The 21,796-nt window shown below is 50.7% G+C and carries 23 protein-coding genes and 1 pseudogene; 6 read left to right on the top strand and 18 right to left on the bottom strand.

Annotation, left to right across the window (positions count from 1 at the left end):
- Positions 1-149 precede the first annotated feature (149 nt).
- Entirely contained in the window at positions 150-488 is a 339-nt protein-coding gene (locus tag J3482_RS21790; protein ID WP_369123462.1) for a DUF4362 domain-containing protein, read from the top strand.
- Here J3482_RS21790 and J3482_RS20865 read toward each other — a convergent pair.
- From J3482_RS20865 to J3482_RS06740, 6 genes are all read right to left on the bottom strand, one after another.
- A complete protein-coding gene (locus tag J3482_RS20865) occupies positions 477-614 on the bottom strand; it encodes a hypothetical protein (protein WP_236017970.1) in 138 nt (45 codons plus the stop codon). The genes J3482_RS21790 and J3482_RS20865 overlap by 12 nt on opposite strands.
- A gap of 157 nt (positions 615-771) precedes the next feature.
- Entirely contained in the window at positions 772-1,059 is a 288-nt protein-coding gene (locus J3482_RS20870; protein WP_236017971.1) for a class I SAM-dependent methyltransferase, read from the bottom strand.
- 34 nt (positions 1,060-1,093) lie between these two features.
- Positions 1,094-1,621, bottom strand: a complete 528-nt coding sequence (locus J3482_RS06725; RefSeq protein ID WP_206915809.1) for a DUF2269 domain-containing protein — start codon at positions 1,619-1,621, stop codon at positions 1,094-1,096.
- Entirely contained in the window at positions 1,621-1,806 is a 186-nt protein-coding gene (locus J3482_RS06730; protein WP_206915810.1) for a hypothetical protein, read from the bottom strand. The genes J3482_RS06725 and J3482_RS06730 overlap by 1 nt, the downstream gene beginning before the upstream one ends.
- An 86-nt stretch (positions 1,807-1,892) precedes the next feature.
- On the bottom strand, positions 1,893-2,966 hold the full coding sequence (locus tag J3482_RS06735; RefSeq protein WP_206915812.1) for a sensor histidine kinase: 1,074 nt from the start codon (positions 2,964-2,966) through the stop codon (positions 1,893-1,895).
- Positions 2,963-3,655, bottom strand: coding sequence for a response regulator transcription factor (locus J3482_RS06740; RefSeq protein ID WP_206915813.1), 693 nt, complete (start codon positions 3,653-3,655; stop codon positions 2,963-2,965). The genes J3482_RS06735 and J3482_RS06740 overlap by 4 nt, the downstream gene beginning before the upstream one ends.
- Before the next feature lie 156 nt (positions 3,656-3,811).
- Between J3482_RS06740 and J3482_RS06745 the strand changes: the two genes are divergently transcribed.
- On the top strand, positions 3,812-4,222 hold the full coding sequence (locus tag J3482_RS06745; protein WP_206915815.1) for a hypothetical protein: 411 nt from the start codon (positions 3,812-3,814) through the stop codon (positions 4,220-4,222).
- Here J3482_RS06745 and J3482_RS06750 read toward each other — a convergent pair.
- The 4 genes from J3482_RS06750 to J3482_RS06765 are packed head-to-tail and all read right to left on the bottom strand — an operon-like array spanning position 4,169 to position 6,713.
- Positions 4,169-4,885, bottom strand: coding sequence for a hypothetical protein (locus tag J3482_RS06750; RefSeq protein WP_206915817.1), 717 nt, complete (start codon positions 4,883-4,885; stop codon positions 4,169-4,171). The two genes, J3482_RS06745 and J3482_RS06750, sit on opposite strands and share 54 nt — an antisense overlap.
- Positions 4,885-5,430 (bottom strand): TlpA family protein disulfide reductase, encoded by a 546-nt coding sequence (locus J3482_RS06755; RefSeq protein WP_206915819.1) that lies wholly within the window; start codon positions 5,428-5,430, stop codon positions 4,885-4,887. Before J3482_RS06755 ends, J3482_RS06750 begins: the two co-directional genes overlap by 1 nt.
- Before the next feature lie 18 nt (positions 5,431-5,448).
- Positions 5,449-6,165, bottom strand: coding sequence for a cytochrome c biogenesis CcdA family protein (locus J3482_RS06760; protein WP_206915821.1), 717 nt, complete (start codon positions 6,163-6,165; stop codon positions 5,449-5,451).
- 17 nt (positions 6,166-6,182) lie between these two features.
- On the bottom strand, positions 6,183-6,713 hold the full coding sequence (locus J3482_RS06765) for a TlpA family protein disulfide reductase (RefSeq protein ID WP_206915824.1): 531 nt from the start codon (positions 6,711-6,713) through the stop codon (positions 6,183-6,185).
- Between the two features lie 197 nt (positions 6,714-6,910).
- On the opposite strand from J3482_RS06765, the gene J3482_RS06770 reads away from it, so the two are divergent.
- The 4 genes and pseudogenes from J3482_RS06770 to J3482_RS20875 all read left to right on the top strand — a co-directional run bounded on the left by J3482_RS06770 (position 6,911) and on the right by J3482_RS20875 (position 10,735).
- Positions 6,911-7,207 (top strand): metal-sensitive transcriptional regulator, encoded by a 297-nt coding sequence (locus J3482_RS06770; protein WP_206915826.1) that lies wholly within the window; start codon positions 6,911-6,913, stop codon positions 7,205-7,207.
- A gap of 25 nt (positions 7,208-7,232) precedes the next feature.
- On the top strand, positions 7,233-9,623 hold the full coding sequence (locus J3482_RS06775; protein ID WP_206915827.1) for a heavy metal translocating P-type ATPase: 2,391 nt from the start codon (positions 7,233-7,235) through the stop codon (positions 9,621-9,623).
- Between the two features lie 64 nt (positions 9,624-9,687).
- Entirely contained in the window at positions 9,688-9,894 is a 207-nt protein-coding gene (locus tag J3482_RS06780; protein ID WP_206915830.1) for a heavy-metal-associated domain-containing protein, read from the top strand.
- A 385-nt stretch (positions 9,895-10,279) separates the two neighbouring features.
- Positions 10,280-10,735 (top strand): annotated as a pseudogene (locus J3482_RS20875) (DUF4396 domain-containing protein).
- Between the two features lie 200 nt (positions 10,736-10,935).
- Here the strand turns inward: J3482_RS20875 and J3482_RS06795 are convergent.
- From J3482_RS06795 to cdaA, 8 genes are all read right to left on the bottom strand, one after another.
- Positions 10,936-11,799: a TniB family NTP-binding protein gene (locus J3482_RS06795; protein WP_206915835.1), complete on the bottom strand. Its 864-nt coding sequence runs from the start codon at positions 11,797-11,799 to the stop codon at positions 10,936-10,938.
- 259 nt (positions 11,800-12,058) lie between these two features.
- Positions 12,059-12,988 (bottom strand): TniB family NTP-binding protein, encoded by a 930-nt coding sequence (locus tag J3482_RS06800; RefSeq protein ID WP_206915837.1) that lies wholly within the window; start codon positions 12,986-12,988, stop codon positions 12,059-12,061.
- Positions 12,985-15,099, bottom strand: a complete 2,115-nt coding sequence (locus J3482_RS06805) for a TnsB C-terminal domain-containing protein (RefSeq protein WP_206922216.1) — start codon at positions 15,097-15,099, stop codon at positions 12,985-12,987. Before J3482_RS06805 ends, J3482_RS06800 begins: the two co-directional genes overlap by 4 nt.
- Positions 15,096-15,842 (bottom strand): TnsA endonuclease N-terminal domain-containing protein, encoded by a 747-nt coding sequence (locus J3482_RS06810; RefSeq protein WP_206922217.1) that lies wholly within the window; start codon positions 15,840-15,842, stop codon positions 15,096-15,098. Before J3482_RS06810 ends, J3482_RS06805 begins: the two co-directional genes overlap by 4 nt.
- A 275-nt stretch (positions 15,843-16,117) precedes the next feature.
- Positions 16,118-17,947, bottom strand: coding sequence for a glutamine--fructose-6-phosphate transaminase (isomerizing) (glmS, locus tag J3482_RS06815; RefSeq protein ID WP_146823981.1), 1,830 nt, complete (start codon positions 17,945-17,947; stop codon positions 16,118-16,120).
- Positions 17,948-18,277: 330 nt separating this feature from the next.
- A complete protein-coding gene (gene glmM / locus J3482_RS06820; protein WP_146823980.1) occupies positions 18,278-19,621 on the bottom strand; it encodes a phosphoglucosamine mutase in 1,344 nt (447 codons plus the stop codon).
- A 75-nt stretch (positions 19,622-19,696) separates the two neighbouring features.
- Entirely contained in the window at positions 19,697-20,914 is a 1,218-nt protein-coding gene (locus tag J3482_RS06825) for a CdaR family protein (protein WP_146823979.1), read from the bottom strand.
- Entirely contained in the window at positions 20,914-21,732 is an 819-nt protein-coding gene (cdaA, locus tag J3482_RS06830; protein ID WP_146823978.1) for a diadenylate cyclase CdaA, read from the bottom strand. The genes J3482_RS06825 and cdaA overlap by 1 nt, the downstream gene beginning before the upstream one ends.
- Between the last annotated feature and the right edge of the window lie 64 nt (positions 21,733-21,796).

The raw sequence follows: 21,796 nt of genomic DNA on the forward strand, positions 1-21,796 counted from the left end.
GGGTCGTTAGAGTGCAGAGGCATTTACTGTTGATTGGAACAGCACTCGTTGCTTCAGTCCTGGCAGCAGGGTGCGGCAGTTCAACAACCTACACGCCGTCAGGAAGCTCAACAACGTATCCGCCATCGGAGGCAATTCGACGGGGGGACGTGGTTGTTGGCCCTGGCGAGAAAATCTCGAATCTATCCACCTTCACACGATTTCTAAACGATCTTGACCATCACAAGTCCGGCACGCTTCAGATTACAAGATATACATCAGAGGGTGATCCGATATTCGCTGACTTGTCGACTGACGGAAGCGTGATTCGATACACTTTTGATGATTCGCAGGACAAATTTGGAGGGCAGAACAAAGGGCGGCAGACAACTACATGTGTAGGAGTCTCCGCCCGCCACGTTGCCCATGGAACGACGTACGTCGTGACTGGGTGTCAGGACAAGAATGTGCCCAGTGAACTCTTATTCGTTCCGTCTTCAAACCACTAATTTTTCGGCGACAAACACATAAAGGAATTCTGCCGGAAACAACCGTTTCCTAACCGTAAATCCCACTTCGCTCAATGCCTTTTCCATTTCCCTCGAAGCGATGCGCACCTCCATTGGCGGTCCCATTGGGCTCTCCTTTGGTTCCCAGTCCAGGCACAGGAATTTTCCGCCGACTTTCATGATTCGGTGTACCTCTTGAAGCCCTTGCGTCAAAGGACGAACAGCGTGAAGAACCATTGAGGCGATCACAATGTCTGCAACGCCTTCCCGTAGTGCAATGCTCTCAATCTCCAACGGTCGGGACGACGTTTGTCAGCCCTTGCTTCTCCACTCTTGTCTTGAGCACCTCTAGCATCTTGGGTTCTACATCCAGTGCTTGAACCGTTCCTTTTGTTATGTGGGCCGCCGGAATCGAGAAATAGCCAGTCCCTGCGCCCAAATCCACGACCGTAGCATTTGCTTGCACCGGCAACATTCGCAGCAATTCCTCAGCAGGCATAAGTTTTTTTCGCTCCGGTGTGTCCAAAAGGTGCATCTTTTCAGGGGGAAAACGATGTGCATGTTCGGACATTGAGAGCCCTCCTCTTTGTCTTGATATGACTAAGCTACGATTGCTGCGACACTTTACGCCGCTCTTGTTGCTTACGCCACCCATACCGAGTAAGGCCTCGTGGCTTGTACACTGAAAGTGCCGTGGCCACGAGCAACGCCAGTAGTGCTACGCCGGAGACGAACACGAGCTGGATCTGCGTCGGAAAATCAGCACCGGACAACGATGACATCGCTGCCATACCTGCAAGGTAGTTGATTGGCTTCAGATGCACCAGCAAACCGATGGTAGAGAGAACCGTTATCACAAGCTTGATGACGATCCAATAGTAGCGAAACAAGCCCCATTCTGTTCCTAATGACGAGATGACACCGGTTATCAGTGAAGCGAGGCCAAACGGCACGATGACGTACCGAGTGATGGGCAACATCCCGAAATAGACGGCCCGCACCATTTGAGCGTCCTGGATGGTAAGGCCGGCGATGGCAAGCGCCAGGAAGGCAGCCACTGAGCCAAACCAGCCGACCGAGACAATGACGTGTACAGTGAGCGCAAACTTACGGAGACTAAGTGTCATGGTCATTACATCTTCATCCCGTTCATGTTCGACATGTGGTGCATGAAAGGGCTGTGTCCTGTGAGGTGCAGGATGACAAACAGTAGGATCAGAAGCAGGCCTATGACCCCAAACACCTTCACCCAGCGTGGCATGCTGGGTGGCGAGTCGTGATCGGGCTTTTGCGAGTCTTGTTCGGAAATCTTTCTCATCGAAATGTCCACCTCTTGTTCATAATTTCTGAGTGCAATCCCAGCATAGCAAGCTAATATGAACGGACGGTGAACGCATGACCTCCCTATTTTCGGTTCTCCATCTTTAAGGCAACCGGGAGCGTAAACGTGAACGTAGACCCTTTCCCCACCTTGCTTTCCACGTGTATGGGGCTTTGATGAAGGTCTAAGATGTGCTTCACAATAGACAGGCCTATTCCAGTACCCGACTCCTTTGTTCGAGCCTTGTCTGCTTTATAGAATCGTTCCCATATAGACTGCATTTCCTCTTGGCTGATTCCCGGCCCGTAATCCCGAATAGAAACCACCGCTTGCTCTTCCTTTTTCACAATCACTTCGACCGAACTATTCTGTCGGGAGACTTGCACGGCATTCTGAATCAAATTTACGATCACTTGATCGATGCGGTCCGGATCGGCAAATACATAGGTGTCTTGGTTTTCTTCAGAAATCAAATCCACATTCACCCGTTTGCTCGCAAATCCAGGCTCTAACCGGGCCACCACTTGGCGCACCAATTCCGAGAGATTAAAGGTAATCGGTCGGATTTCGAACTGCCCCGTCTCTATACGGGCCACGTCAAGCAGATCATTGACCAGCTTCATCATTCGCTCGGTTTGTTCTTTCATGATGGTGAAATAATGGCGCTTTCGTTCGTCTGGGACTGTGCCATCCAGGAATGCGGTAGCGAATCCATGAATGGAAGTCAGCGGGGAGCGCAAATCGTGAGAGACGTTGGCGACAAAATCCTTTCGCATCTGGTCCAGGCTAGCCAACGCTTGGGCCATGTCATTGAAAGTGTGCCCCAATTCTTCCAGCTCATCATGTGTGTTGATTGTGACCCTTTGATCAAATTGCCCCTTGGCAATCTGGAGAGCAACCCGATTTAACTCTCGAAGCGGAGCGGTAATTCTCTTCGAGAGATAGTAGGCAAACATGGCTGAAACAGCAATTGAAATGATGGAAGCTAACCCCAACAAATAGGCGTGGGATTGGAAGTGAACCGAATTTCGATGCATGTTCTCCAGACTATGTTGAAACAACAGGTCATAAGCAATATTGAGGACAAGATGCGATACAAGGACGATAGCGATAAAGGTGAGAAACACTCTCCAGAAAATACTCTTCTTTTGAATCACTCGTTGTCCACCTCGAATTTGTACCCGACTCCCCGTATGGTTTGTACCCTCCAGCAACGGTCGGAGTCCCCCAGTTTTTCTCGAATCCTTTTGACGTGGACATCGACCGTTCTCGGATCTCCATCGAAATCCAAGCCCCATATTTGATCAAGCAACTGCTGGCGTGTATAGACTTGGTTTGGATGCGAGGCAAGGAAATACAGAAGCTCCATTTCCCTGGGCGCTACTACAATTTCCTGGGTATCACAGATCACCTTGTATTGATTCATATCGATCTTCAACAGAGGAAGTTCAATGAGCTCATTTTCAACCAGTATCGGATTGACTCGCCGCAATACCGCCTTTATCCTCGCCATCAGTTCGTTCGGGTCAAACGGTTTCACTATGTAATCGTCTGTACCTAGCTCGAAGCCTTTGAGTTTGTCGTAGCTTTCGCCTTTTCCGGTCAGAATGATAATCGGCGTTTTTTGAAACCGCCGGATTTCCTTGCAGACTTCCCACCCATCCATTTCCGGCAGCATAATGTCCAGAACGACAAGATCGGGAGTGGTGTCATAAAACATTTCGAGTCCTGTCATTCCGTTTTGTGCAACATTGACTATGTACCCGTTCTTTTCGCCGTATAGAGTAACCAACTCACATATATTTGGATCGTCTTCAACGACGAGAACTTTGACCTGTTTATTCATCCAACGGCCCCCGATTCGTTTACCTCCATATTGGCATCTTTTCATGAACGGAGCGTGAACAAATTTCGTACCCAGCCTCAAATCTATGGCAAGCCTTCCGGTCGGTGCGCATATACCTCTATGGGGTATTTAATTCCGCCGGCAGGAGTGTTGAGAATGTTGCTGATCACGAGTCTTCTCGGCTCAATCATTGGCTTTTTTGTGTGCTACCAAACGGTGGCCAAGATGCACCATGTGAACAACCCCATCCGAATGCGGGTCTGCATGCTCAACAGCATGTCTCTGGCTTTTATATTCGCCATGCTCATCGAGCTGACCACGGGCAGCAAGAGTCTGGCCGTTATCATACCGGTCGTCACAGTCTGTCTTCCCATGGTGCTTATGATGAAACCATTTAACGTGCTTGATGTGGTGGAATCCTGTATTGCGAACCTCATGAGCGTATCAATGAGCGTCATGCTCATCGGTATGGTAGATCACGGTGTGATTTGGGCCATCCAATGCGTCCTCGTTTTAATCGAAATCATGCTCTATGTGGTCGTCTTGCGAAAGGTCCGCATTCTGTGATTCGCTCGTTCCCTTGAAGTCAGAAACCCCCTCTGCGATGAGGGACACTACGATGATGGCGATATAAAACCACTGTGATGGACGAAAGACTATGAACACCGTGGTGTGTGGAACAAGTACAGAGGTCAGGAAAAGCAATATCCCAAATGCGGCCCACAACCGCTGCGGATAAATGTTCGGCTGACGACGATATCTCCGAATCAACATAAGCAATAAACAGGCCCCAAAGGCTCGAAGGATGTATTCCAGACGAAACGGATCCAGATTCACGACAGCGAGGTAGGCAAACAACAGAATGCTACCACTGACGACGCCCTCTGCGGTAGAAACGAAAGCTCGCCTTCCTAATACCTTGGATTTTCGCAGACCATACATCAGGTACAGAATGGCGGCCAAAACTCCAATCGGCCAGCCATCGGTTGCCGATCCACCGAGCATCGAAAGAATGTCTTCACTCCAATTAAGGCTTGGATGCAAGACCAACCCGCCGACAAATTTGCTGAAGAAGATATAGGCCAGTACAACGCCGGATACCCGATCCTTTACGGCTATTGCAATCGGGTCGTTCTTTCCTGTGAACTTCAAGTACATCCAAGCGACAAAGCCAGCAATGACGAGCGCAATCCAGACAGCAGGGAGGCGTTCCGGTAGAGAGTACAGCATCACTGCGAAATCCTTTGAAGCTGGTCATTCAGGTTTTGAGCGGTGATCAGACCGAGATTTACATTGGTGATGATACCCTGCCGATTGACAAATAACGAGGTTGGGAATCCCACGACACGGTATTCCTTTAGGACCGAACCAGTTTTGTCAAGAGCCACTGGCCAGGTTATTCCGTAGTGTTGAATGAACTGTTCCACATCCGTCATGTTATCCTGGGATGTTGCATTGACGCTGAGGAACACGACCTTGCTCCCGTATTGTTTGTAGGCCCTCACAATGTCCGGGGTTTCTTCATTGCAAGGCGGACACCAGGAAGCCCAGATGTTTATGAAAATCGGTTTGTCAACAAGTTCACTTGTATTGACAATCTTGTTGTCTAGATATTCGGTCAGTGTGAAAGGGGGCATACGATACCCTTGTTGGGGAGCGGCTGCGACATTTGCCTCAGTGCCCTGGCTTTGATGCTTGAGTCCTAGTCCACCGACCGCCGTAGCCATGGCTACTACTGCAACGGTGATAAAGGTCCATTTGACCGACTTTTTCACGGTCTCCCTCCTCCATGATTAGAAACCGGTGAATCCACCATACAATTTGATGAGCCACACTGTGATTCTTGTCATGCTGTTCGTCAGGAGTAGCGCACCGAGCAGAATCATGATGTATCCGCCAATTTTCGAAAGTACGGCGCCGTACTTGGCCAGCTTTCGCACTGACCCGAGCGTCAGCCCCAAGATGAAGAAGGGAATCGCAAATCCCACAATGTACGCCAGAATCAGTGCGATACCCAAAGCGCTCTGCGTTGCGCTCATGACTAGTACAGCAGCGAGAATCGGGCCGATACATGGAGACCAGCCTGCGGCAAAACTGATTCCAACCAGGACTGATCCCAGGTAGCTGGTTCCCTCACCCTTGAATTCCCACTTCTTCTCCATCAGAAGCCACTTTGGTGTTAAGAGACCGCTAAGGGTAAGTCCCATCACGATCACGATGATGCCGCCTACGATCCGAATCACGTCTCGGTAATCCACAAAGAGCTGGCCAATGAGTGTTGCAGATAGACCCAACGCAAAGAAGATTATTGAAAAACCCAAGATGAAAAACAGCGTGTGCGTGACTGCTCGGAGACGGTGATTGACTGACTGTTCACCGGATTTGTTAAAAGTCACGCCTGAGATGTATGAGATGTAGCTTGGGTACAGAGGCAAGCAGCATGGAGACAAAAACGAAAGGACCCCTGCTATGAATGCCAGCCACAGTGTCGGATGTGTACCTAAACTCAAAGCGCCTCCCCCAATCCTTAGTGAAGTCCCGCTGCTTTTGCATCTGATAACATCTGTGATTCCGTTAGCGGGCCAATCAAATGGCTGACAACCTTCCCGTTTGCTGTGATAAAGAAGGTTTCCGGTTGTCCGGTCACGCCATAACGGGAAGACCACTTGTCATAAGGACTTAACAGAACTGTAATGCTGTCAGGCACATGATATTGCGAGACATACTGCTGGACCATTACCGGTCCATCACCCCGGTCGATCATCACGACGTGAATGTCGTTGCCGTATTCCTTCGCAAATGCAATCAGGTCCGGGGTCTCCTCGATACATGGCTGACACCACGGGGTAAAGAAGTTCAACAGCACTGGCTTTCCACGTAACGATTCAAGAGAAAAGGATTGGCCAGACACGGTGTTTTCCTGAATGTTCGGTGCAAGGCCCCCGAGTTTCACTGGAGTGTTGTATCGGATGTATGTCACAATCACGTATACAAATCCAAGCAGAATTAAAGCAAACACCGTGAAAATGACGGCGTTTCGTCGTACCTCTTTTCGCACACGCAACACCCTACTGTTACAGAATTGGTCAATGTCAGATTACACCGACTTTCATGATACATGTCCAATATGAAGAAAATATGAAGTGAGCGACATGCCTTCTGCACGTCAAATTTTAGGTCGGCATGTACGTTGACAATTATACCATACAGGGGTATGGTTTATATAGAAAAACAATCGAAAGTGAGGCATCGCCAATGTGCCCTGACCATCAAGGCCACAGCTACACCCCCAAAAAAGACGACCTGCTTCGGCGATTGAAACGCATAGAAGGGCAAGTTCGTGGGATTCAAAAAATGATTGAGGAAGATCGGTACTGTGTTGATATTCTCGTCCAAATTGCGGCCATTAAAAGCGCAGTCAATCAGGTCGGACTGTCGATCCTGGAATCCCATACCAGAGGCTGCGTGGCAGACGCCATATCGAATCATGTAAATGGTGACGAAAAAATTGATGAGCTCATGGAAGTCATTCGGCAGTTCACGAAATCATGATCTCGCACCAAAGGGGATGTAAGCAATGCCAGAGGTCACAGAAGTCACATTGCCCGTTGAGGGCATGACATGTGCAGCCTGTGCGGCTCGAATAGAAAAGAACGTCTCTAAGTTGTCCGGTGTGAAAGAAGTCAATGTAAACCTGGCATCTGAGCGAGCACGTGTTGTCCTAGACGGTGATACGACGTGGAAAGACGTTGTGGAGAAGATCGAGAAAACTGGTTACAGCGTTCCGACTCGAGATGTAGATTTCAACATCGAAGGAATGACCTGCGCCGCTTGTGCCGCCCGAATCGAAAAAGTGGTTAGCCGGCTCGATGCAGTAAAATCAGTCAATGTTAATCTTGCGTCGGAAAAGGCACACATCTCCTTCGTGCCTGGTGTGGTGCAGGAATCGGATTTGATTCGGACGATTGAGAAAGCCGGCTATGGCGCCAAACTGGCATCCGAAACTGCCATTGACGAGGAAAAACGCCGCAAACAGCAGGAATACAGGCGGGAAATCATCAAGTTCTGGGCGTCCGTCGTGATGACCACTCCCCTAGTCATTCAGATGTTTGTCATGCTATTTGGTGGTATGGCCTTTATGCCGAATTGGGTGAGTTGGCTCTTGGCGACACCCGTCCAGTTTTACATCGGGTGGCGATTCTATAAAGGAGCTTACCATTCACTCCGTGGATGCGCTGCGAACATGGATGTCCTGGTTGCCCTTGGTACATCCGTTGCGTACGTGTACAGTGCCATTCTGACGGTGCAAGGTCGGCCAGATGTGTACTTTGACAGCTCCGCTACAGTTGTCACGCTGATCTTTATGGGTAAGCTTCTTGAGGCAAGAGCCAAAGCGAAATCCAGTTCCGCCATCGAGGCGCTGGCCAAACTCGGCGCTAAAGTGGCACACGTCCTGCGTGACGGCGAAGAAGTCGATGTTCCAGTCGAGGAACTGCGTGTTGGCGATATCGCACGAGTTCGACCCGGTGAAAAAGTTCCAAGTGACGGCATCATCCAGGACGGCAACACCGCCATTGATGAGTCATTCCTCACGGGTGAATCCCTCCCGGTGGCCAAGGCTCCTGGGGACCCAGTGTTCGGCGCCTCGGTCAACCAGACGAGCGCATTCATCATGGAGGTCACGAAGGTAGGTTCCGATACGGCGCTCGCCCAAGTGATTCGGCTTGTCGATCAGGCCCAAGGTTCCAAAGCACCGGTGCAACGCTTGGCTGACAAAATCTCCGGCATCTTCGTTCCGATTGTGCTTGCCATTGCGGTGGTAACACTCATTCTTTGGGGCATTTTCGGTGGCTGGTCACATGGTCTCATTGCAGCCGTTGCGGTGCTCGTGATTGCATGTCCCTGCTCTCTCGGACTTGCTACGCCGACAGCCATTATGGTCGGCACAGGCTTGGGCGCTGAATCAGGCATTTTGATTAAAGGCGGCGAGCACCTCGAACTCGCTCACAAAGTGAACGCAGTCATCTTCGACAAGACAGGAACCATCACCTCAGGGAAACCGCAGGTGACCGACATTTGGTCCGTGGAAGGTGTAACGAATCAAGAACTCATCGCAGCAGCATCTGCGCTTGAGTCGCAAAGTGAACACCCGCTTGGCGCAGCGGTCGTCAAATATAGTAAGGACCAAGGCATTGTGATTCCGCCTGCCATGAGCGTTCAGGCGATTCCCGGTAAGGGGATTGAAGGTGTGGTTGAAGGACGTACGATTCGTATCGGCAACCGTAGATGGCTCACGGAGGTGGGTATCACCGATTTCCCGGAAGACACATTAGTGCAATTAGAGAACTCCGGGAAGACCGCAGTCATGGTAGCAAGTGACGACAAACTGCTTGGCGTAATTGCGATTGCCGACACCATTAAACCTGATGCGCAGGATACAGTGAAACAGCTCAGCGACATGGATATCGAAGTATGGATGATAACCGGCGACAACGAACGCACAGCAAAAGCTGTAGCTGCTGAGGTGGGCATTCAACATGTGATTGCCGGTGTCCTTCCTGCTGATAAATCGGCTAAGGTCAATGATTTGCGCAAAGATGGGCGAATTGTTGCGATGGTTGGAGACGGGATCAATGATGCTCCAGCTTTAGCGGCAGCAGACATCGGAATAGCCATGGGTACAGGCGCCGATGTGGCACTCGAAGCCGCAGATATTGCACTGATGCATGGCGGAACGCACGGTGTCGTGGATGCGATTCGGCTTTCGAAGGCGACGATGCGGAAGATTCGCCAAAACCTGTTCTGGGCATTCTTCTACAATGTGCTCGGCATTCCACTGGCGGCGCTCGGTATTTTGAGCCCGATTATCGCTGGTGCGGCGATGGCCCTGAGTTCCGTCAGCGTGGTTTCAAACAGCTTGCTCCTCCGTCGTTTGAAGCTAGGAAGGGAGGTGCATGCTGCCAGGTAAGATGGTGTCACGTAGCTATGTTCTGTGATTCAAATACTTAATCATAAAAGGAGATGCATGAGAAATGGCAACAGCAACAATCACGGTTAAAGGCATGACTTGCGGTGGCTGCGTCAATTCTGTGACGAAAGCTTTGAAAGCTGTGGACGGGGTGCAAGAGGCCAACGTGGATTTGCAGGGTCAAAATGCAACTGTAACGTTTGATGATTCGAAGACGAGCGTTGCAGCTCTGAAAGAGGCTGTTGAGGACGCAGGGTACGACGCAGAGTAACGCACGGCAGAAAGCGGTGGAAGGGATACTCCCCCCACCGCTTTTGCTGTTCAAGAGCATGAGAGAACATTACATTCTGGAAGTTCGAGAACACTATGGTTGGAGGTGTGTATCCTTTGACCTTGAATTGGTTACCAACTTTCTCTTACGTTTGGCTTATTGTCTCGGGGATATCATTCCTCGTTGTGCTCTTTGATGTACCGAAACAACATCAGCCCATGGAAATAATGAAGGTTGTTTGGCCGCTGACCACTCTCTATATGGGTCCCATTGGTCTATATGGGCATATTGGAGGTGGGGACGAGTTCCCGTCACACATTCAGCTCATCCAGATCACATGCTGAGCCACCATAGTATGGAACGTCACGGGATGCAAATGAACCATATGCACCACGGACCTCACCGACCGTTTTGGCAGAGTGTGTTCATTTCTTCGACTCATTGTGGTGCGGGCTGCGCCCTCGGAGACATCATTGGCGAAATACTTCTTGCCACATCACCGTTCGTCATAGCAGGGTCGGGGATGTTTACCTCGTACGTTGTGGATTTCGTCTTGGCATATGTGATCGGCATCGCATTTCAATACTTTTCAATAGTCCCCATGTAAGGCTTGTCACCGGCAGAAGGGATTAGTGCTGCACTAAAAGCGGACACTGCTTCACTGATTGCCTATGAAATCGGGATGTTTGCTTGGATGGCAATTGCACGGACCGTAATACCAATGTCACCCGCTCAGCCGACCTACTGGTTCATGATGCAGATTGCAATGATGATTGGTTTTGCAACCAGTTATCCAGCTAACTGGTTCCTCGTTCGGCGTGGAGTAAAACACGCAATGTAGAGGTTGCGTCGCATCCGAAGGAAAGCCGTTCGGCTGAAAGGTATGCATGCCCGTAACGTATTGCGGCAGGAGTCTCCCCATCTGCATTGATTCTCGTCAAATCACATGAATTCGACACAAAACCCTGTAATCGGCATGAGCCAAATACAGGGTACGCAGTGTAGACCGCTGTCGTCAAATCTTACGTCCTCAGTGTTACCTCACCACGTGAGTTGTTCATCATCTCCAAACAGCATTTTCTGTGCCTCAAAGAGGGCATCCACAAATTGAGGTACGTCGATCCGTTCAAAAGAGTTCTCCAAAACCACCTTACGCAAGGCAAATTGAATCAGAGGCATTAAAATGCCAATCAGTCCCTGGCTCAATTTGTACAACAGAGTTGATATTTGCGTGTCGCTTAAACTGACTGGGAACGGGGTTATTTGCGCCTCAATTGACCGAAGAAATGCGATATAGTCTCCATCAACGAACTCGAAGCGGCGAAGCTCGGACAGGGAAAACCTTCGGAAAAACCTCATATCATGTTGTTGCATTGTCCGAATTTCCTCTGGACCGACGAGAACAAGTGCTGCATTCGCCATGTTGCCCAAATGGATCATCGACTCCAATGCTTGAGTTATGGACACATTGCGAGACATGCCGATGTGGTGGGCCTCGTCGAAAATAACCATTTCAACATTCCTGGTCTCAAGAAGTGCAAGGGTTCGGCGCTGTAAGTCAACAGTTGAACGGGCCACCTCCGGAACTGCGTTGCCAAGTGATTCTTGAATACTGTGGTACAGGTTTCGCATAGAGAAGGGAAGCGGCAACTGGACATACACTACGGGGAGCTGCCCCTCCTGTGTCCCGGCGTGTTCGGCATTACTGTCAAGAACATATTTTCGCACTAGATGCGTCTTTCCAACGCCTGACTCGCCGATAAGTAGCATATTCTGTGGCGAAGTTTCATTAATGCGACTGCTCCATCGAAGCGCATCCATACGGTCATACATCAGTTTTTGTTGGGGATATTCACCCTGAAAACGTCCAATTTTGTCCAGAAATTCTGCCGGATCAAAGGTCATTTCTTCGTCTGCTCCTTCGAGATGTATTATTCTAGCCTAAATCCGAAATCACTGGTGATTGCTTGTCCTCTGCAAGGAAACGGAAGCCAGCAATCCGATGTAGCGAATATCAACCATCATACGACACATTCCGACAACCGACAGGCGTATAGGGTGAACGAATAAAGTCGCAATCCCAGTCTGGTTGCGTCCCACATCCCTGTTCCCCGTCCTTTGATAGATGCAGTCGAGTTCTCGGTGACATTTTACGGTGGGTTTATCACGCCTCGTACGTCTCCGCTTTATTCAGTAGCTCCAGGAACTTCTCCTCAGATTCGCCCGATACATACTTTTTGGCGGCGAGAAGAGCACTTACAAAGAGCCCGTGATCGGCCAGGTCCTCCAATTCATGTTCACTCAGCATGATACGGTATGCTCGCTGTAAAACAGGAGTGAGTGACCCCAATACCCCTTGACTCATTTGAAAAAGCAATTCCGGGAAATGCAAACTGGAATCCCCTAGACCCAACGGCTCTGGGGGATTGATGTGTTTCTCGATTTTGGTCAACAAATCACAGAACTCTTCATCGCACTTATCAAATCTAGGCAGCTTGACGGCCGGAAACCTGCGGAAATATTGAAAGTTGATTTCACTCAACTGTTTGGTCGCCGTCGTGCCAGAACAGACTACGGAAATGTTTCCGATGTTGGTCAAACTCTTGATTGCCTCCATCGCTTCGATGGGTTTGACACTTCGGGAGGTTAAGATGTAATCCATCTCGTCAAGGATCAACATTTCAACACGTTGCTGCTCAATGAGAGACAATGCCTGACGCTTTACGTCGCCGACCCTTACACCGGCCAATTGTGGTGCGCCCAAGGCTCTTACAATTTGCTGATAGAACTCGCTCATCGTAAAGGGTTGGGGCAAGTCAGTATAGACAACCGGCCGAATGTCATACTCTGTCCCTTCTTCATCCACGTCGACGTATCCCGGATTCGCAGCAGCATACCTACGTAACAAAGTTGATTTTCCAACACCCGACTCTCCGTAGAGAAACAAATGTCTTGGGGTAAACAACTCACGGTCCATATCCTTTTCCGGCCGCAGCGAATCCAACTCTGTCCAGATTTCTCGATACCTGAGATGCTCAATATTTAGACTCATCACTCGCTGTAGAAGTGCATTTTTGGTGTCTGTGTTAGTCATGCTTCATTCGCTCCTTCCTTGCGCCTTTTTGCCGCCAATTTTACGGCGTCCGCAAGCTGCTCCAAGGACGGTGCATGTTTCGGTGAATTGACCGGTTGTGGCTGTCCAACCGTAATCTCCATATTGGCACGTTTCGCCATTTGTACGGCTTTTCTGCCGGCTTTGATCTTCTCTTGAACCCGCTGTTGTAGTTTCACTTTCGCATGTCTGACCATTTTCGTACCTGGAATCTTATTTGCCTTTTCCGCAGCTTCCTCTTTTGAAATTTCACGGATTAGGTTCCAGGTGTACGCATTCATACCCTTTAACTCTTCAGCAGGGGGCCACACCGCCGGCACCTCGAGATACTCGGCGGAGTTCGGTGGTAGAATGTAAATCTGTGAAATGTCATCGATATCGTACTTGACTTTGTATTTGGTGGTTCTCGGACCAATCAGGTGAGAAAGCTTGTCCAATTTATACAGTCGGTTGTCGAGCCGTACTCCGTCACGTGTATATGGTTTCATCACCACGGGCAAAAGCTCAATCGCATAAGCCTCTTCGTCCTCCGGGCTTACAAAGTCGGGATATCCAACCTTTTTGAGTCCATCCACAAACCTCGTAATTGGTCGGTCCGCATTCAATGGAAGTCCTCGATGAGGCTCCATGTGATAGTGATCAACAATATACATTGTCAGAAGCTCACGAATGTCTTCGAGTGTAAAAACCGCTTCCTCGTCCGGTTTGTATTCGCCAAGGTCCGATACACTGCTCTTGCGGGTTCCATCAAGCCGATGTATCAATTTCGAATTCAAGGTGCCGAAAAGCCTCTCAATGGCGGCGCCGTACTCCGGGGTTTTTCTCGGCCGATATCGAACATTGGATTTGAGGGTTTCATTGATCATTCGCCTTACCGCTAGGCTGCGGAATTCCTTGCCGTTATCCAGCAAAATGACCGTGGGTATCCCAAATACCTCCCATTCGTTGAACAGGCCGTACTTCTCTTTAACTCTCTTGAAGAAAACGCCGTGTTGGATGGCCTTACGTACGACGTTCGCTGATGGTGGTTCGAAAGAGACATACATGCACCATACCATCCGACTATACACATCAATTCCCAACGTAATCCAAGGGCGACCGATGACCAGACCCGAATTCCCGTCAATCACATCAATATCAAGCTCGGTGTGGTCAATTTCAACAATGTGAAGTGGATATTGCGCTTCTTCGTTGGAAAACCCTCTTATCAGGTCATCGAATTTCTTTGCAGCATTACTGCCATCACGCATTCTGACTTTGATTTGCGAGTCAATGCGATCCAGGAGCTTCAACATGGTGATGCGCTTCGGCTCCTCGATATCTTGTCGAGTACATCGAAGTGCAACAGATTCGTAGAATGCCTGCTTCGTCATCCGTTTCAGGTTGAGGAATTCCTTTTCGATCACTTCTTTGATAATGGGTATGTACTTCTCATCTATCCGGACATCGAGCACCTGAAGAACCTCATCGGGCTTCTTGGGGTGACAGATGACCAGTTGCTTGTTGTCGCTCCGAGACACATAGCCAGCGCCGGCTCGGCTGATCAGTCCCTCTTCTCCACGTTTCTCAGCCTCACTTTCCGCCTGTCTATACGCCGTCAACAATCGTTTGATGTTTCTTACAGAAGCTCCCTTTGTCTTTTCGCCATCTTCATCAATGGTTGAATATCTCTTTGAAATTTTGCGAATTAACTCCTCTTGGGTCAATTCGTTAAGCGTTTGTCCATCGGAAAGATAATCGCTGTGGTACATCATAAATTCATACATCGCCCGGATATCATGGCGCTTAACTCGTTCCAGAACAAGCAGCGGCCTGATCATTTCGAGGCGTTCCGACACCTTCTTCCGCTGTGCCTCGCCTAGACTATCCAACAACGACATGAACTTGATGTTGTCCTTCTCGATTTCTTTCAGCATGGTTTTACCCGCTTTGAACGAGGGATTGGTGACCAGCTCGACAAAGTTAATTTCAATGGACTCGCCATCTCCTTCGATCCGTTTGATCACGACGTTTGGTGGGGAAATGGCGAGCACGACGTACTTCCGGCCAAAGTAGATGAGCTCCGCATTCAGTTTCAACTCGTTAAAAGTCATACCTCTTCCTCCTGCTCAATTTGTAAAAGGAGCCGATCCGAATTAGACGAGATTCGAACCATCGAGTATTCGCTGATGGGTTCATTGATGTTGACCCACAAATATCCCTTGGCAATGAGGTGGTAAATAACCGGCAGAACAAGGAGAGGGTCATATTGCGGTACGAAGCTCTGGGAGAGCTCGGTTATGGCGGTTTGACCGATGAAGCGAAGTTTGGATATGACTTGGGGGGAATAGCTGTCAAACCATTTGCGGGTCTTTGTGAATCCAGCTAGAAAGTCTATGTTCCTGGAAACAACTTTTGGCAGTGATTTCGGGTAAATGACCGAGTAGTTCCAGCCACGTGATGCTGCATACCGTTCACAAGCCTTGTCGATGATTTTAAGCTTTTCCCGTGAGTCATCCAGGGATTCCTTGGTTTGATAAAGGTGGGGAATAGAGCCTTCACGAAAGACGAGGACATCAGGCACGTGTACCCAACTCTTGAGGTTCCCAAAGTCATCAGAGTATGGTACATGAATTCGTACCGGTTGAACGTAGTATCGAACTGTGTCTTTATCCAGCTCGAGAAGTGAGTAAAATGCCCACTCAGTAAGGGACTCGTACTCCGCAACGACATTCATCTTATGGCTGTGGAACGCACCAATCACATGATGACGTTCTTTACTATCCTTGTTGTCCACCTTCCTTTTCGGAGCGAATTCAACATCTTCTTTTTCCCATGACTTTCCGATCCAGTACATGGCGGGCCTCCTCGTAGATGTTATAACACGAATTGTGCCATTTGTTGTGACGTGATCCGCTTGAACTTCCGGGTATAATGTGCTACAAACAGGAAAACTATACCTGCACCGGAAAGGAACGCCCAAGTATAGAAAAATCCCGCCATGGCAATGATTGTACCATGGCGGGAATCAAAATGCAGTGTCAGGTGTAGTTACACATGAGTGTCAAAGTTAAATATCTTTTGTGCCATTTGAAAGTATAACTCACAAGCAGACACTATCCAGCCCACTACTTACTCCACCGTCACGCTCTTCGCCAGGTTACGCGGCTTGTCGACATCGTTACCACGCGCCACAGCGGCGTAGTACGCGAGCAATTGCAGTGGAATCACGGCCAAGATAGGCGCCAATTCTGGGAGTGTCTTCGGCAGGTAGATGACCTCATCGACGGTCTTTTCGAGGTCTTCGTTGCCAATCCACGTCATCCCGAGCACAAAAGCGCCGCGAGCCTTCACTTCGACAATGTTACTTACCGTCTTTTCATACAGATCTGGTTGGGTTGCAAGTGCGATGACCGGTACGCCTTCAGTGATAAGCGCCAACGTACCGTGCTTGAGCTCGCCCGCCGCATATGCCTCCGCATGGATATAGGAGATTTCCTTGAGCTTCAACGCACCTTCCATGGCCACCGAATAGTCTAGGCTGCGACCGATGAAGAACGTATCCATAGTATCCACGTAGCGTTGTGCGAAACGCTCGAGTTGCGGTGCCGTATCCAGAACCTGCTCTGTCGCCTGGGGCAGATCTTCCAGTCCCTTGAGGAGCTCGCGCACCTTGTCGTCACCGATTTCGCCACGCACGTGCGCCATCTTGATGCCGAGCAGGTACAATGCAATCAACTGCGTCGTATAAGCCTTCGTCGAAGCGACCGCAATCTCAGGGCCTGCCCAGGTAATGATAACGTCATCTGCCTCACGCTCTGCAGAACTGCCGACGACGTTCGTAATCGCCAGCACGCGGCGTCCTTGTCGCTTGACCTCTCGCAAAGCCGCGAGTGTATCGGCTGTCTCGCCCGATTGGCTGATGACAATCACCAACGTATTGGGCGTAAACAGCGGTCGGCGGTAGCGGTACTCCGATGCGATTTCAACATCAACCGGAATGCGCGCGTACGATTCGATCACGGCCTTGCCCACCAACCCAGCGTGCCAGGACGTGCCACAGGCGATGATGTGAATCCTATCTACCGCCTTCATAAACGCATCGTCGAGCTTCAGCTCGTCGAGTTGGACGCGGCTGAAATCCTCTGCAATGCGGCCGCGCAGCGTGTCGCGCACGGCCCTTGGCTGCTCGTGAATCTCTTTGAGCATGAAATGCGGATACCCGCCACGCTCTGCCGACACAGCGTCCCAAGTCACCTTGTAGACCTCTTTGTGAACAGGCTCGCCATCCATCGTGAAACACTCGACACCAGCAGTCGTGAGTACGGCCATCTCGCCGTCCTCCATAACATAAATATCGCGGGTATACTCAAGAATCGCCGGAATATCCGACGCTACAAAATTTTCGTTTTCGCCGAGGCCGATAATCATCGGGCTCGCCTTGCGCATCGCAATGATTTCATCTGGGTGATCTTTGGCCAACACGACGAGCGCGTATGCGCCACGGATTCGCTTGCCAACCTCAATCATCGTTTGAAACAGATCTCCGTTATACAACTCCTCAATGAGGTGTGCCACAACTTCGGTATCCGTTTCAGAATTGAACTGGTGCCCTGCGGCAATCAGTTCTTCGCGCAGCGACAAATAGTTCTCCACGATGCCATTGTGCACAATGGCAAAACGGCCGCTGCAATCCTGGTGTGGGTGCGCATTTTCATCCGAAGGTTTGCCGTGTGTCGCCCAACGCGTATGGCCAATCGCCGCCTGACCCGAAATCTCCATCGAAGCCAGTTTGTCCTCCAAGTTCGCCAATCGGCCAACCGATTTAACGACCTGGATGTTGCCTTCATCAATCACAGCGATTCCCGCAGAATCGTATCCACGGTACTCCAGCTTCGCGAGTCCACCGACAACAACGTCCTTCACGTTCCGAGCGCCAATATAACCAACAATGCCACACATAGGTAGAAACGTCTCCTCCTTGTCGATCTGCGCACTCTTGTTCCACCGGTCGCCCGATGGGTTTCGAGTTTTGCTTGCGGCGTGATCGAGAACGCCGGGAGGCACCCGCCGAATGGTTCGCCAACCTCCCCCGCGTCAACTGCCCTCCAGAGAAGACAGTCCAGGCGCTTTCGCTACCCTCGTGTTCATCAGATTCACAGGGTTCGCGTACAACATTCTATTGCATACTGCCCACTTTGTGCTTATTCGTCGAGGCATCCCCCCTTCAAAGCGAAGTCGGGCGCCAACATGAATACGCCCGACTACAAAACAGCGACGAAAACGTCCGTCTTAACGATTCACGCCGAGTTGTTCTTCGACGACCTTGACGATATCCTGCACAATCTTGCGCAATACGTGTTCATCCGGGCCCTCAACCATGACGCGCACAAGTGACTCTGTACCCGATTCGCGTACAAGCACGCGGCCACTGTCACCCAATTCCCGTTCACCAGCTGCGAGCGCTGCCTGAATCGCCGCATTCTGAACCCAAGCGTGTTTGTCGGTCACGCGCACATTTTCAAGAATTTGCGGGTACCGCGTCATCACCGTGCGCAACTCTGAAAGCGGCTTGCCGCTTTTGACGAGAACCTGCACAAGTTGTAACGCGGTCAAGATACCATCACCCGTCGTAGTGTGGTTCAGGAAAATAATGTGCCCCGATTGTTCCCCGCCAAGCACTGCCTGATCTGCGCGCATGCGCTCCATCACATATCGGTCGCCGACCGCCGTCCGAACGACTTCAATCCCCGCGGCCTCCATGGCCTTCATAAAACCCAGATTGCTCATCACGGTGGCTACGATTTTATTGTCGGCCAGCTTGCCCTGACGCTGAAGCGACAAGCCGCAAATTGCCATAATAAAGTCGCCGTCAATGATTTCACCGGTACTGTCCACCGCAATCAGGCGGTCTGCGTCGCCATCAAAGGACAGACCGAGATCAGCGTGATGAGCCATCACGGCTTGTTGTATCACCTGTGGATGCGTCGAACCGCAGCCAACGTTAATATTGACACCATCCGGTTCCGCGTGAATGACGGTGACCTTCGCCCCAAGGCGCCGAAATACTTCGGGCGCAATCGCGGAAGCCGCACCATTTGCACAGTCGAGCACCACATGTTGCCCGTCAAAGCGCTCATCGACTGTGGATATCAGAAATTGAATATATTCCTCCTGCGCGGGTTCCTCATAAATCCGACCAATCTCCCCGCCGGTCGGTCGTGGCAATTCTTCTTCGTTCCGCAAAATATGTTCAATTCGGTCCTCGGTTTCATCGAGTAACTTAAAACCGTCGCCACCAAAAAACTTAATACCATTATCCTCAACCGGATTATGAGAGGCCGAAATCATGACCCCCGCATCCGCACCAAGGTGCTTCGTCAAATATGCTACACCCGGCGTGCTGATGACTCCCAAGCGCAAAACATCGACACCCATCGACAAGATGCCGCTGATGAGGGCCGCCTCGAGCATATCGCCAGAGATACGGGTATCCTTACCTATTGCGATGCGAGCCCCTGGATGCCGCGACGTCAGGACATACGCGCCTACACGCCCCAGGCGAAATGCCAACTCAGGCGTCAAGTCCGCATTCGCCACGCCCCGAACGCCGTCTGTTCCAAACAATCTACCCACGGTTAGGCCCCTTTCTAAAGACTTGATCATTTTGCCACGAATCCCGGTGAAGAACAATAGAAATGATTGACCAACTCACCCTTGGGAAGTGTCGACAGCGACGGTCCGCTGCGAGAGATCTGTCACCGTTACCCACCGTGGCACTTGTACCGACACGGGCGCCGTCTTAGCGCCTGGTTTCACGTTTGACGTATCCACGGTGACTTTCACGTCCTTCGCCGTCATTCCTTGTACAATACTCTTCGGCCCCGTCACAGTCACGTCAATCGTCGGCTGGTTCGGAAGCGTCACGGCACTGCCCGATCTGCCTAGCGTCACCGGCACCTGTTGGAACGTCACGGTGGCTGCTGGTTCAACTTGCACGATGGCAGTCACCTTACTCGGCGTCACCTGCGTCATCCCTTGCATGAGCGGCACAAGCACATCAACCGTCGAGGTCTTGCTCAAACCTGAAACGTCGATAGGCACAGTCAACCCTGTTTTCGGCAACGATGCGGCAGGAATGCCCGATTCACTAACCTCTGTATCCTGCAGCTTCACGCCGGCCACCGCATATCCCGGCGCGGGTGTCCCCGTCACTTCTGGTGTCAACGCAACCTTTTGATTAGCCGCTTGAATCGGCACGTTGACACTGATACTGGATGGAGAAATATCGACATCTTGCACGGTATGCCCCTGGCTGTCCACGGGCGTAAGATTGACAATTTTCGTATCGGTCGCCTTCATCCCACTCACATCGACATGGCCGACGACCCGAGAGACAGCTGCAACGCGCGTACGCGCGCCGCTGACCGTAACGGACTGAGTGTTTAGCGACAGTTGCCCCATCCCGTAACCATCGGCTGGGGTACCACTGATTTCAACATCAATTGGCTTGGCCTCACTAACTTTTTTCTCAAGGACGACCGTGACGGTCAGCGGCTTTACCCGGTATTTCTTGATGTCATTCGGTAAGTCCACTGCGGCAATATGAAGAACCTGTTTGCCAGGTGCAAGCCCCTGTGCATCGACGACCAACTCTGCCTTGAGCATATCGGTCGGCAAAGTGGGTAAATTGAGGGCGCTGGTCGTCACGTCGATGGTCGCCGTCGATTGGCTCATCGAGGACACGACCATATCGTCGCCCACCTGCACATGGATAGGTAAGTTGTACGCCTGTGTGACTCCAGCAGCACTCTGCTGCGCAGCCGAAGAATTATCCTGTAAGACATGAACCACGAACCAAATAATGCATGCCAAGACGAGTGCGAAGATGCGAAGGAACAAATTGTTCCGAAGAAATCTATCCAGCATCACGACTCCGCCTTTCGGTTCCAAAACGGAAGGGAATTGGAGCGCTTGGCGACGAGCAAGTTCGTCAAGAGCGTCTTCAACCCTTGCTCATCGAGGCTGCGGTGCAACACGCCGTCCACACCGACCGACACTTTGCCTGTCTCCTCCGATACGACCACGGCGACCCCATCCGACTGCTCAGTAATCCCCAAAGCGGCCCGATGGCGGGTCCCCAACTGTTTATCTAAACTCCGGTTCTCTGTCAGCGGCAGAAAACACCCAGCTGCAACAATTTGATTGTTTCTGACGATGACCGCGCCATCGTGCAATGGCGTGTTCGGGATGAACAGGTTAATAAACAACTCACTACTGACATGGCCTTCAATAGAAGTGCCCGTCTCGATGTACTCCGATAGTCCGGTCCTGCGCTCAATGACGATCAACGCGCCGATTTTCGTTTTGGAGAGCACCTGCGTGGCCTTGACAATCTCATTGACGGTCTGTTGATCTTCTTCTTGTCCCTGTTGATTCAGCGACAAAGACCAAAACCCGCCCCGTCCCAATTGTTCCAGGGCGCGTCTCAACTCAGGCTGAAAGACGACAGGAATCGCAAAGAAGCCAATTTGAATGATCTTGCCAAGCAGCCAATTCGATGCAGAAAGGTGCAGAAGTTGGCTAATGAGCGTAACAATCACGACAATCATCGCACCTTTTAACAACTGCACCGCGCGTGTACCCCGAATAAGAAGCAACAAAAAGTACAGCACAAACGCAACGAATAAGATGTCGATGACGTCTTTAAAGCTGAAATTTCGAACTACGGCCAGCCATGTGTCCATGTCCATCCACCCAACCGGAAATCCGAACTAAAACCATCGTCCCCCATTGTTTCGCACAATGAAG

Origin of the sequence: Alicyclobacillus suci, from assembly GCF_017329615.1 — a bacterium.
In the GTDB taxonomy this organism is placed as follows: domain Bacteria; phylum Bacillota; class Bacilli; order Alicyclobacillales; family Alicyclobacillaceae; genus Alicyclobacillus; species Alicyclobacillus suci.

Excerpts from the sequence above, each read along its gene's own strand:
- J3482_RS20865 (WP_236017970.1), bottom strand. The coding sequence starts at position 614 with ATGGGACCGCCAATGGAGGTGCGCATCGCTTCGAGGGAAATGGAAAAG.
- J3482_RS20870 (WP_236017971.1), bottom strand. The coding sequence starts at position 1,059 with ATGTCCGAACATGCACATCGTTTTCCCCCTGAAAAGATGCACCTTTTG.
- J3482_RS06725 (WP_206915809.1), bottom strand. The coding sequence starts at position 1,621 with ATGACCATGACACTTAGTCTCCGTAAGTTTGCGCTCACTGTACACGTC.
- J3482_RS06730 (WP_206915810.1), bottom strand. The coding sequence starts at position 1,806 with ATGAGAAAGATTTCCGAACAAGACTCGCAAAAGCCCGATCACGACTCG.
- J3482_RS06740 (WP_206915813.1), bottom strand. The coding sequence starts at position 3,655 with ATGAATAAACAGGTCAAAGTTCTCGTCGTTGAAGACGATCCAAATATA.
- J3482_RS06745 (WP_206915815.1), top strand. The coding sequence starts at position 3,812 with ATGTTGCTGATCACGAGTCTTCTCGGCTCAATCATTGGCTTTTTTGTG.
- J3482_RS06750 (WP_206915817.1), bottom strand. The coding sequence starts at position 4,885 with ATGCTGTACTCTCTACCGGAACGCCTCCCTGCTGTCTGGATTGCGCTC.
- J3482_RS06770 (WP_206915826.1), top strand. The coding sequence starts at position 6,911 with ATGTGCCCTGACCATCAAGGCCACAGCTACACCCCCAAAAAAGACGAC.
- J3482_RS06775 (WP_206915827.1), top strand. The coding sequence starts at position 7,233 with ATGCCAGAGGTCACAGAAGTCACATTGCCCGTTGAGGGCATGACATGT.
- J3482_RS06780 (WP_206915830.1), top strand. The coding sequence starts at position 9,688 with ATGGCAACAGCAACAATCACGGTTAAAGGCATGACTTGCGGTGGCTGC.
- J3482_RS06795 (WP_206915835.1), bottom strand. The coding sequence starts at position 11,799 with ATGACCTTTGATCCGGCAGAATTTCTGGACAAAATTGGACGTTTTCAG.
- J3482_RS06800 (WP_206915837.1), bottom strand. The coding sequence starts at position 12,988 with ATGACTAACACAGACACCAAAAATGCACTTCTACAGCGAGTGATGAGT.
- J3482_RS06805 (WP_206922216.1), bottom strand. The coding sequence starts at position 15,099 with ATGACTTTTAACGAGTTGAAACTGAATGCGGAGCTCATCTACTTTGGC.
- J3482_RS06810 (WP_206922217.1), bottom strand. The coding sequence starts at position 15,842 with ATGTACTGGATCGGAAAGTCATGGGAAAAAGAAGATGTTGAATTCGCT.
- glmS (WP_146823981.1), bottom strand. The coding sequence starts at position 17,947 with ATGTGTGGCATTGTTGGTTATATTGGCGCTCGGAACGTGAAGGACGTT.
- J3482_RS06825 (WP_146823979.1), bottom strand. The coding sequence starts at position 20,914 with ATGCTGGATAGATTTCTTCGGAACAATTTGTTCCTTCGCATCTTCGCA.
- cdaA (WP_146823978.1), bottom strand. The coding sequence starts at position 21,732 with ATGGACACATGGCTGGCCGTAGTTCGAAATTTCAGCTTTAAAGACGTC.